Annotated in this window: 9 protein-coding genes and 1 pseudogene; 4 read left to right on the top strand and 6 right to left on the bottom strand. The window is 51.0% G+C overall.

All coding sequences use genetic code 11. The annotated features are described in order from the left end of the window. The 4 genes from B2633_RS02360 to B2633_RS02345 all read right to left on the bottom strand — a co-directional run. The coding region (locus tag B2633_RS02360) for a leucine-rich repeat protein (protein WP_483168929.1) at positions 1-3718 on the bottom strand (3718 nt) is incomplete at its 3' end. A 202-nt stretch (positions 3719-3920) separates the two neighbouring features. Further along, a complete protein-coding gene (locus tag B2633_RS02355; RefSeq protein ID WP_483168928.1) occupies positions 3921-4397 on the bottom strand; it encodes a hypothetical protein in 477 nt (158 codons plus the stop codon). After that, on the bottom strand, positions 4387-4851 hold the full coding sequence (locus tag B2633_RS02350) for a hypothetical protein (protein ID WP_483168927.1): 465 nt from the start codon (positions 4849-4851) through the stop codon (positions 4387-4389). Before B2633_RS02350 ends, B2633_RS02355 begins: the two co-directional genes overlap by 11 nt. A gap of 90 nt (positions 4852-4941) precedes the next feature. Further along, complete coding sequence (locus B2633_RS02345) at positions 4942-5178, bottom strand: hypothetical protein (protein WP_483168926.1); 237 nt, start codon at positions 5176-5178, stop codon at positions 4942-4944. A 262-nt stretch (positions 5179-5440) separates the two neighbouring features. Between B2633_RS02345 and B2633_RS02340 the strand changes: the two genes are divergently transcribed. Together B2633_RS02340 and B2633_RS02335 are read left to right on the top strand one after the other, a co-directional pair. Then, positions 5441-6172, top strand: a complete 732-nt coding sequence (locus B2633_RS02340) for a LytTR family transcriptional regulator DNA-binding domain-containing protein (protein ID WP_483168925.1) — start codon at positions 5441-5443, stop codon at positions 6170-6172. Beyond that, positions 6169-7992: a GHKL domain-containing protein gene (locus tag B2633_RS02335; protein WP_483168924.1), complete on the top strand. Its 1824-nt coding sequence runs from the start codon at positions 6169-6171 to the stop codon at positions 7990-7992. Before B2633_RS02340 ends, B2633_RS02335 begins: the two co-directional genes overlap by 4 nt. Positions 7993-8561: 569 nt before the next feature. On the opposite strand, the gene B2633_RS02330 is transcribed toward B2633_RS02335, so the two are convergent. Beyond that, positions 8562-8828, bottom strand: coding sequence for a helix-turn-helix domain-containing protein (locus B2633_RS02330; RefSeq protein ID WP_483168922.1), 267 nt, complete (start codon positions 8826-8828; stop codon positions 8562-8564). Between the two features lie 173 nt (positions 8829-9001). Continuing rightward, positions 9002-9802 (bottom strand): annotated as a pseudogene (locus B2633_RS02325) (type IV secretory system conjugative DNA transfer family protein); the annotation flags it as partial. Between the two features lie 80 nt (positions 9803-9882). On the opposite strand from B2633_RS02325, the gene B2633_RS02320 reads away from it, so the two are divergent. Both B2633_RS02320 and B2633_RS02315 read left to right on the top strand, forming a co-directional pair. Continuing rightward, a complete protein-coding gene (locus B2633_RS02320) occupies positions 9883-10428 on the top strand; it encodes a ClpX C4-type zinc finger protein (RefSeq protein ID WP_483168921.1) in 546 nt (181 codons plus the stop codon). Between the two features lie 96 nt (positions 10429-10524). Beyond that, the coding region (locus tag B2633_RS02315) for a transposase (protein WP_483168920.1) at positions 10525-10759 on the top strand (235 nt) is incomplete at its 3' end.

Here is a 10759-nt window from a genome sequence, read left to right as displayed (position 1 = left end):
AATTGGAGAAGATCACCGCGATTTCCTCACGGGTGACGGCACGGTCGGGTTCAAACTTGCCGTTTCCGGTTCCCTGCACGACGCCTTTTTTGTACGCCCATTCAATGTAGGGGCGGAAGGCACTGTCCGCTTTCACATCGGTGAAGCTGTTTGTGGTGTATACCTTGGTATCCACATTTGCCAGTCTGCCCAGGGCTGTTACCAGCATTCCACGGGTCATGGCGGTGTCGGGGGCAAAGATGGTTTCCGCTGTGCCGGAGAGCAGCCCTCTGCCGACCGCATAATCAATGGATTCCTTTGCCCAATGGGTTGTAATATCCGCAAATTTCGCTGACGGCGCGGTGTAGCCGATGCCGTACAGAGAGAAGTGGGTGGTTGTGAAGATTACACTCTTGCTGTTCACATCGTAGGCGGAGCCTGCGATGCGGGTGGCGTTGCCCTTTTCGTCCACATAGACCGCATACAGGCCGCCGATTGCTTCGCCCTTGGCGGGAGTGTAAGGCACGGAAACCGTAGCCGTACCGCCGCCGAAGCTGCTAACCGTTGCGTTCTTGCCGTCCTTGGTATAGCTTACTGTCAGGTCATAGACCGGGCGTGTGCCAATCATAGCCTTGGCTGAAGCGGAAAGGCTGGCATTAGGTACGATGGTGATGCTGATATTGCCGCTGCTCTGCTTCTGGATTTCCGCCAGCGCCTTGGTATCAAAGGATACCGTCACAGGGGAGCCGTTCAGCTCAAGGCTGGTTACCCCTGCGCTGACAAGGCTATTCAGGGAATTGCGGGTCAGATTCGCCGTCAGGGAAGTTGCACCCTTGGGCATGGTGACGTTCAGCGCAACGGTGGTGCCGTTTGCGGTTTTGCCCTGCGCCTTTGCATCAGCCTGTGCTTTAGCAATGGCATCGGTTACGGATTTCTCTGGAATAGACGCACTTGCCGAGCTGTTCTGGCCTGCGGTCGCCGTAACAGGAGCCGCCGCCGTTGCCGGCTGGTTCGGGGTCTTTCCGGGTGTGGTTGTGGCTGGTGTAGTTGTACTGCTGGAACTTCCGCCGGAGGAGGAACCGCCGCCACCGCCATTATATCTAGTAAAGGTTACACTTAGGATGGTGCTGTCCGCCATGCTCGATTTCACTGCAATTGCTTTCACCGTTGTGGTTGCGGTCAGGTTGATCGCACCGGTATAGAGAATGCTTCCTGCCGTGGGGATCGTGCCATCCGTAGTGTATCGGATTTCCGCATCTGCCGTGGCGCAGGATAGGGTGACGCTTTGGCTGCCGCTAAAGGTACCGCCATTTGGCGTGATTGTAGGCGTTTTCACCTGAAACAGCGGCAGGGTGATGCTGTCGCCGGTAACAGGGCTTGCGTTAAAGCCCTCCTTTGCCGCCAGCCGCTTATAGCCGGTGATGAGGTCACCGGGCAGGCAGCCTGTTTTCACGTTGCTGCTACTCCACGTGCTACCATCAAAGCTGTACTCAGCGCCGGCCGAGGTTGGAATGGTCACGTTGTAGCTTGTGTCGTTCGCACTTTCGTAGGCAAGCGTAAATGCCAAAGGTGCCGATTGCTCCTGATTCGCTGTATTGACCCCCACACTGGACTCGTCTGAAGCGTTATGAGTTGCAGTTGCTTTTAAACGAATCGAAAGCGCGATGTTTTCTGCCTCGCTTGAAATATAGACATTGCTGTCGCTCCAATCGTCGTCACCGAATTTGTACTCCGCTCCACTGACTGGCGTAATGGTGACGGTTTTCGGGAAAGCACCGCTTATGGTATAGGCAAGAGCGGGGGCTGCGGATACATTCAGTTTGACAAAGTTGACCTCGCCCGTCTCGCCTGCCGCACCGGCTTTGCGCGTATCGGTTTCCTTCACCCTAGCATAGAAGGTGGTGGTGGGTGATACCGTTGTAAATCCTGTGAAGATGTTGCTGTCCTGCCAGTTGGTATTGTCCTTGGAATACTCCGCACCAGCAATGGCATTCACCGTATAGGTAAATGTGCTTCCATTTCCAGTATAGCTGCCGCTGACCGCAGGTGCTGCCGGGCCGTCCGCCTTTTTAAACGTGCCGTTGTTGATAAACTTGCCGTTGATGGTCAAGGTGCTGCCGAGGGTTAAGACCAGTGTGCCGTTGTTGGTAAACGTGCCGTTGATGGTCAAGGTGCTGCCGGGGGTTAAGACCAGTGTGCCATCGTTTACAATGCTTTTACCCGCCGCAATCGTGAAATCACAGTCAAGCGTCAGCGTTTGGCCGCTCTGCACGGTAATATTGGAAAAGGTTAGTTCGTTTGGCAACGTAACACCGTTCAGTTTATCGACGTCTGTCAGAGTTGTATCGCTCACCACATTCAGAGTGATGTTGCTAAGAGCCGTACAACCATCAAACACAGGTGCTTCGATCGTGGTGATGCTGGGCAGAGTGATCGATGTCAGGCTGGAGCAGTCTCGAAACGCGCTGTTACCGATTGTATGCACCGAACTACCGATGACGATTGTTTCAAGACTCGTACAACCCAAAAATGCCTGTTGACCGATGGTCTCTACCGAATCGGGAATAACGATGTTTGTGAACTGAATACAGTCGATAAAAGCGAAATGGCCGATACTTACCACCGAATTGGGAATAACGATGTTTGTGAGCTGATTACAGCTGTCAAAAGCGAACGACTCTATTGTGCGCAGGGTGTTGGGCAGAATAATTCTCGAAAATGAATCGTGGGTAGGGCCACTTTTAGAATCATCATAGTAACTAAACGCGGAATATCCAATCGTATTATTTTGAAATGTGATACCTGAAACATCCCAAGTTTGACCGACTGTTGCATTCTCAACAATATAACGGCAGTCGGCAAAAGTTATACTATTTGAGCCAGTAATGACGATTTCGGTCACAGAGTCAAGATCACTGTTGTCAAGCGCTGCTGTTATGGCCTCGCTAAGTGTTGTATATGGTGACGAGTAGTCAACCTCAAGCCTGGTGCTATTCTCCATCCTGGCCGCAATCATATTCGCCCAAGTCTCAACCGTAATCACAGGCAGTTCCACGCCCTGCGCCAAAATGTAATCCTCAACTTGAGCGGTAAAGATGTATGTGCCCACTGTTTCGCCGCCATACTCCGGATCGGACTCCCACCGCACCGGAACAGATACCGCAGCCCCGCTTACCGTGGCGTCAAGGGTTTTCGGCAAGACTAGCGCCGAAAGGGGCGTACCTATGGGATGGCTTTGCTCCGCAATATCCTCGTCCAGCGGATCAAAGGCGGTGATTTCGCCACCTGTCGGAGGTGCTTCTTCCTGTACCGTCACGGTGATGGCGGGCAAAGCCGCGCTGACCGTGTAGCTGTCATCCGTCACTTTGGCGGTAAAGGTGTATGTGCCCGCCGTATCACTGTCATAGTCCGGGTCGGATGCCCATGTCAGCGGAACTGAGATGCCCTTTTCCTCAAACTGTAATTCGCCGGAATCCTGTTCCGGTTTTTCCGCATCTGTCGGTGTGGCCACCCGCACCGTTGCGTTTAATGTGTCTGGCAACTTCAAATCCTCCGGAGAAGTACCCAGCGGAACCTCTCTGTTTGCTGTTTCTTCTGATAATGCTTCAAAGGCGATAATCTCGCCGCTTGTGCCGATGGGCGGTGTTTCTGCAAACGCTGTAATCGGCGTCATGCCCAGCATCATAACAATGGACATTGCCATTGCCAGTATGCGCTGGGGTTGTTTGTGGTGAGCCATACTTATAATCCTCCAATCATAATTTATTGATAGAAATGCATAGCTTTATCCAAATCAATTGATGAATTTTATCTTCGCCGCCATTTCTAACTTTTAATTTCTCTACGCCTAATACTGACCGTAATTCCTCTTAAAAAGCGGTAATTGTTTCATTCAACACTTTTATCATTGCAACGACTGTCGACTTATCAAAATTAATGTTTTACAACACTTCCCACTTTCCCTTGCCGAAGTAAACGCCTTCACCTTTTTTGCTTGAATTTGTAAAACTTCCGATATCATATCCTTGTGCTTCTGTAAAAAAGGCAACTATGGTGTGCTCTTTAGATTGGCTGTTTAGCATGAAGTTTGTAGTTTCATTACATAACTTTGTCAAATCATTGGTTGTTAAATAGCCCGTGTCAACATAGCCATCCGGAGGCATGTTATCGACCGTACCCTTAAATCTATAACCTCTAAATCCATCGATAGTTATTGTTATCTCTGACATATTGAGTTTGAAATATCCTTTAAACCCCTCATGGCTGGCAGGTGCAAAAAGTGCAAAAAAGGTACGTGTTTCACCATTTTCATCATGTGTATGCTCTCTTGCATACATAGGAAGATAACACATTTGTGCAGGAATATCCCCATATGCAATTGGAGATTCCGCCCATATACCGCTGCTCTCAATTGTCAATTGTCACTACTTGCTGATTGTAAGTCATCGATTCTGATTGATATACAGGTATATACGGTCCTGCCGGTTCCGTTCGAGTCGCTTTCTTGCGGATACCTACCTCTTTATATGCATATCTTGTCAGTCCGTTTTCGTCGCCGGAATGTTCCCTGCCTACTATGATACAAGACGGAGGACAATGGAAAGAACTATTAGATTCTTTCATAGAGTCACTCCATTTGTAATCCGAAAGGATAACTTCATATGTGCTATTGTCATTCATAATTGATAGCTTTCCATACTTGTACTGTGTTTTCTTATTTTCATCACCAGTATGCAAACGTCCAACAATCACTTCATCATCTTTCTTACAAAGAAATTGATTATCCACCCGTTTGCCCGATTCAGCTACTGCAATGCTTGTTTTTACATCCTCTGATTTGACACCTAACATAATTGCTTGCACATTTTCCATATCATATACCTCCGAATTTTATTTTATTAACTAAAAAAATCACTTGCTTGCATCGCTTTTTTACCAAGAATCTGCCAAGGAACCACCCCCTCATGTTGCATCACCCCTTTCGCTGCGGTAGGCCGCGCAAATGCGCTGAATGACAAGCAGGCTTTTCGGTCCGATATTGCGGATTTGCTCTACCTTTTCCGGTTCCTGTTCCAGCATCGTGCACAGGGTGTCCATATCCCGAAGTCCGCTTCGTGCAAGCTGGGTGCCGGTTCGTTCGGCAAGCCACGGGCTGTCTGCCGGGTGGCTTTTGAAATATTGGCGCACCTCCTGCGTCATGGTTTTTTCCTCCCTTTTTTTCTGGTTGAGTGCAGGCGGTCAAACAAAAGGCCGCATTAAATTCAATGGCGCTATCACATCATGATGGGGCTGTCAAGCCCCTACATTAAAATTATAAGGAATTTTTTGCACCAGAACCAGTGCCGGAACAGCGTGCCTCTCCAACGAAATTAGCACTTGACAATTTTACACAACTGTGCTTGTAGCTTTTTGTACCCTATGGTAAAATGAAGCAAGCAAATAATCGAAGGGAGGGGATGCTTTGGAAACACCACTTGACATTACCGTTTACGAGGATAATCTGGAGGATGCGCAATGGCTGATTCGCTGTATCACAGACAGCGGGATTCCCGCCGAATGCAACGCCTTTTCCTCCGGGGAAGCGTTGCTGGAGAGCTTTTCTGCCGGGCGGTATGACCTCGTTTTTCTGGATATCTATATGGGAGAAATACAGCAGGGCATTGACATCGCCGCGAAAATCCGAGAGACGGATACCGCCGTGACGCTGGCCTTCACCACCACCAGCACCGAGCACACGCTGGAGAGCTACCGGCTGAAAGCCTATGCGTATCTGGAAAAGCCGGTGCGCCCCGCCGATGTGCGGGAGGTGCTGGAGCAGGCGTTAAACAAACGGAGGAACGCACCCTCCGTGAAACTGCTCATAGAGGGAACCTACAAGGTGATTCCGCTGGACAGCATTTTGTATTTTGAACAGAAGAACCACGCCGTTCTGGTGAACACGCTGACGGGGGTTCTGCGCACCAGCCAGACGGTCAAACTAAATGATATTGAATCTCAGCTGCCGGACAGCTTTCTCCGCTGCCATCACAGCTACATTGCCAATCTTCGTTATGTGAAGGAGTTGGATCAGGAGCTGCGAATCCTCCTCATGCAGAATGGGGATACGGTATACATCCGCCGCCCGTCCCTCAGCAAGGCGGTGAAAGCCTACGAAAGCAGGCTGTTCGCGGCGGCAAGAGGGGGCGGGCTATGAAAAAACACAGTAAATGGCTTGCCGCCCTGCCGGTCATTCTGCTGATGTCGGCGCTGTGCCTGATAGGCATCCAAACGGCGGGGTATCGGCTGAATGCCTCCGAGACGGGCGTGGTGCAAACCATCACGCAGGTGGAATATGAAACAGACACAGGTGCTTCGGGAACACTTGAACTGCCAAGCAAGCTGGAAGGGCTTGCACCCCGTACCACCGTCACGCTCACCGCAAAGCTAACCGCCCAGCCGGGAGAAACCCTGCTGGTGAAATCAGTGTTTGCACCGATGGAGGTGCTTCTGAACGGAGAGCCGGTGCTGGAATACGGACAGGCGGGGAGCTATCCGGGCTTTTTGAACGACCCGCCCACCGCATTGCTGCTAGTTGCGCTGCCGCCCGGGGGTGGCGAGGTTTCTCTGCGGATAACTTATCAGTCCCTCACGCAGCGGGATACGCTTTCCCTCCCGGCACTCTACGTGGGAACCGGTCATGCATTGATGGAGCGGCAGTTCGCACAGGACGGCTTTTCCTTTATTTTTTCGCTGGTGCTGATCTTTCTCGGCCTTGTCATGGTCGCGGTTTCGCTTGGGTTTGTGTGGAAAATTCCCTCCGGCACATCCTTTTTGTGGCTGGGATTGTTTTCCCTTTCGGCAGGGGTGTGGGGTCTTGGCGAATGCGATTTGACGGTGCTGCTGTTTCCGTACCCGGCGCTGCTGTACGCTATGGCGTACCTCGGCCTGTTTTTGGTTACCATTCCGCTGCTGCGTTTCGGCCTCTTGGTGGTTCAGCCGAGGAATAAACGCCCCATGCAGTGGATGCTGTGGGCGCATTATTTTTCCGTCACCGCCGCGCTTGCCTTGCAGCTTTCCGGCCGAATGGATTTCACCAAAACCCTGTACTGGTTTCACCTCATCGCTCCGCTGGGCTTTGTAATATTTGCCGCCTGCCTGCTGTGGGAGCGGCTGCGCAATCATAATCCTGCGGCGGGGCGGTTTGCTCCCGGCATTATCCTTCTCGCTGTTTTTACGGTGCTGGAGCTGCTCAACTACTGGCTGCACTTTATCCCGGTACTAACGCTGCTCTTCCAGCTCGGCGTGCTGGGCTTTGTGCTGTCGCTAGGGATTGTCAGCGGGTACTATATGCGTAGCTCCCTGCAAACCGCTGCAGAGAAAAAACGGCTGGAATACCAGATGGAAGCGGTGAACCGCCAGCTTGCACTCCAGCGGATGCAGTTTCAGAAAATTGCGGAGAACGACGCTCTGGTAAAAGCCCAGCGGCATGATCTGCGCCACCAGATGACGGTGCTGCGGGAGCTTTATGCGCAGAATGACCGGGAGAAGCTGGGACGCTATCTGCAAGCCCTGACGGAGAAGCTCCCCTCCAGAAAAGAGCCTGCCCTGTGCGAAAACTATGCGGTGAATGCCGTGGCCTCTCATTATGCAGATATGGCAAGGCAAGCCGGGGCGGAGGTTTCGGTGCGGCTGACCGTGCCTCCGGAACTGCCCGCCGCGCTGGAAAGCGATTTGTGCGTCATTGTCGGCAACCTGATGGAAAACGCTGCCGAAGCCTGCGCCCGTATGACCGGGGGCAACCGGTTTGTCCGTATGGGAAGCCAACTGGAGCATGGGGTTCTCACCCTTGCGGTGGACAACAGCTTTGACGGACATCTGCGTCAGAATGACGGAGCATTTCTGTCATCCAAACGGGATGGTGAGGGTATTGGCCTTGCGTCTGTGATGGCTGTGGCAAAAAAATACGGCGGCAATGCACAGTTTGTGGAAAAGGACGGCGTGTTTCAGGCATCGGTGTATGTGCGGGTGGGGTAAGACCTCCTCGGCTTTTGTAAAAACGGAAAGCGCCTGCCCTCTCTATTAACATGAGCAGGCACTTGATAGTTGATAACCATGCTGTCATAGCACAAAAACAAGTTATGCCCGAAAAGATAAATGCCGTAAAACACAGCAGGATAAAAGCCCATTTTTATAACCTTTATCCAGTGAACTGCAAAACAAACAGGACAAAAAAGAGAAAAGCTCAGTCTGCCTCTTTTTATTCTGTGGATCTACACAGCATTCACTCCGAACGGCTCCTAAAGTGGCTCGGAGTTCTAGCCCTTGCTATTTCGCAATTGGTTGATTCGTTTTACTCAATGCCGACTGCAATCTAACTCTTACCACTCTTTGTATATTGCTGAGCTACAAAAATAGAATTACCATAAACAGTTTTACATCTACTACAAATAAACATCTAAAGATACACTTCTTCTTTCTCTGTCATAAATATTCTTAGAGTGAGAGGTTCTGGTGGGTACATCATGAACCGCATCTGGGTTCTGCCCAAAGACGGAAATCTCCCTTGGTGGGAAATCCGTCTTTTTTGCATTGCCGCGATTCGGCTATTTTTTTAGAATCAGCCGGTTGCTGATATTGCTGCCGTTCTCCCGATATCGGGACTCCTTTTCAATCATCCCTACCTTCATCAGATCATGCAAGGCACGCTTGACGGTGCTGCGGGAGAGCTGCAAGTCGGCGGCAATGGTCTTGACCGCAGGCCAGCAATCCGCGCCGGTTCCGGCACGGTCGCGGAAATAAAGATAAACAGCCCTCGCCCGATGGGGCAGATCATCGGGCGAGGCAGAATAAATGTGGTTAAAATAGTTCATGAAGTTCTGACATGGCTGCGCCGCTTTAGCGGCTCTGCGGGCGGCTCCACCACAGGTGTGTGGAGTGCGCCGGTACCGGTGGGCGGTTCAAGGATTTCGCCGGTTTCCTCATCTATCATTAGGCAGGCGTGTGCTTGCGGACGATATTTTCCTCCTGCGTCTGCTTGTCGTCAGTCACAGTAAAACATGACACGGTTTTTTAGCTTGCCGCCGTTTTCATCCGCCACTGCAAGGATTTCCCGGTAGAGCTGCTGAATCATAAGCGACACCATAAAATATTTGGTCAAATCTTCTTCGGGCAGGACCGCAAACAGCGCGAATTTTTCATTGCAGAATTTCTCTGCATCAATGGCTGTCTCAAAGCAGAGAATCTGCTCCATTTCGGAGTCAAGAAAGGCATTCAGGCGGGACAGTACCGTGGAGAGCACCGATGCCATGGCTTGCTCTGCGGGGTTGGGGGCGGCTCCCGCAAACCAGCGAGCCTTGTGGTCGGGCGGCAGATATTCCGCAATCAGCAGAATGATGGAGGACAGAAGCCCCTCGGCGGCATCATTGAAAACTTGATTTTGCCCATAGTTCTCGCCGCTGGCGCAGGCGTATTCCAGATTGGGGTACAGAAAAAATGCCATCTTGCCCACGCCGGACGCGCCAATCTTGAGGCAGTGGACGTCGTCGGTGTCCGCCAGCGCCGTGACCTTGTTCTTCGCTCCTGTGCTGCCAAGGATGATACTCTGCTCTGAAACTGTTGGGAGGTTTCCCCCCTGCCGCCACAGCTCCGGCTGAAAGGGAATGTGCTTGTAGATGCTTTTGATTTCCTGCTTGGTGGAAAACCGTGCCGTGCCATGCTGGCCGTCGCCCACCGTGCGGGATTTGATTCCGTTGAGAGTATACTAGTGGGCCAAAAGAGAAAGGCCGCCGATGATGAGAAACATCACGGCGGCCGCAGCGAATAAGATGTAGACTTGGGATTGCATGGGAAACTCCTTTCTTCACAGTCAATTTAGTGGTAAAATAAATCCATAAAAACCATGTTTATCGATAAAGGGGACATATAATGGACAAGGAATTATTATTGCTTGACAGCAAACTGGATTATCATCTGTTTCTCTATAAACAGCTCACGGAGCAGCTATCCTCCATTCAAAAATGTGCGGCTCAAGGCAGAATTGAAAGCTACGAGACACTGATGGAAGACGAAACACTTCGGGATGCGCTGCTGCTGAAATTTATTCTTTTTCAGCGTACCATTAAAAAGGTCGGATTCTCAACGATGTCAAGCCGCTACAAGATGCGGCTGGAGAAATTTCCTTGGCTGGAAGCGGAATACTTTGACCAAAACTGTGTGGTACATTACGATTGCGTATGGTCGCTTCTGCAAAATATAAGACCTTTAAAGCGGCAGATCGAGCACATTAAAAAATACGATGACGCCCGGTATGAAGAGCACGGCGAGGATGTTCATTGCAGCTTCTGCGGCAAGAGCCAGCAGGAGGTGGAACGCATCATTGCGGGTACCCATGAAGCAATCTGTAATGAATGCGTCGGACTCTGCTCCGAGATACCGGAGGAAGTAACCGAAGAGGAAAAAGAGAGAAAATGATGTCAAGCAGGGCTTAAACCCTGCCTCAGACTGTCAAAAAAGTCGCCATATGGCGACTTTTTTGGATAATAGAGGCAAGAATAGGGGGGCTGTGAAGTGGAGAACTGGAAGAAAGACGGACGGCGCGATGTGGTGCTGGTAGATTTAGACGTACTGGTGCCGGCAGACCATTTATTGCGGAAAATAGAGCGGGTCGTGGATTACGAATGGCTGTATGAACGCCTAAGTCCTTACTATTGCCATGACGGCAGAAACGGAACAGACCCGGTGGTTCTGGTGAAAATGGTGCTGATACAGCATCTGTTCGGCATCCCCTCTTTGCGCCAGACGT

The organism is Syntrophomonas sp. UBA1041 (assembly GCF_002316705.1).
Classification (GTDB): domain Bacteria; phylum Bacillota; class Syntrophomonadia; order Syntrophomonadales; family Syntrophomonadaceae; genus DTU019.
This window is presented reverse-complemented; position numbering and strand designations above follow the sequence as displayed.

Excerpts from the sequence above, each read along its gene's own strand:
- B2633_RS02330 (WP_483168922.1), bottom strand. The coding sequence starts at position 8,828 with ATGAACTATTTTAACCACATTTATTCTGCCTCGCCCGATGATCTGCCC.
- B2633_RS02320 (WP_483168921.1), top strand. The coding sequence starts at position 9,883 with ATGGACAAGGAATTATTATTGCTTGACAGCAAACTGGATTATCATCTG.
- B2633_RS02350 (WP_483168927.1), bottom strand. The coding sequence starts at position 4,851 with ATGGAAAATGTGCAAGCAATTATGTTAGGTGTCAAATCAGAGGATGTA.
- B2633_RS02345 (WP_483168926.1), bottom strand. The coding sequence starts at position 5,178 with ATGACGCAGGAGGTGCGCCAATATTTCAAAAGCCACCCGGCAGACAGC.
- B2633_RS02335 (WP_483168924.1), top strand. The coding sequence starts at position 6,169 with ATGAAAAAACACAGTAAATGGCTTGCCGCCCTGCCGGTCATTCTGCTG.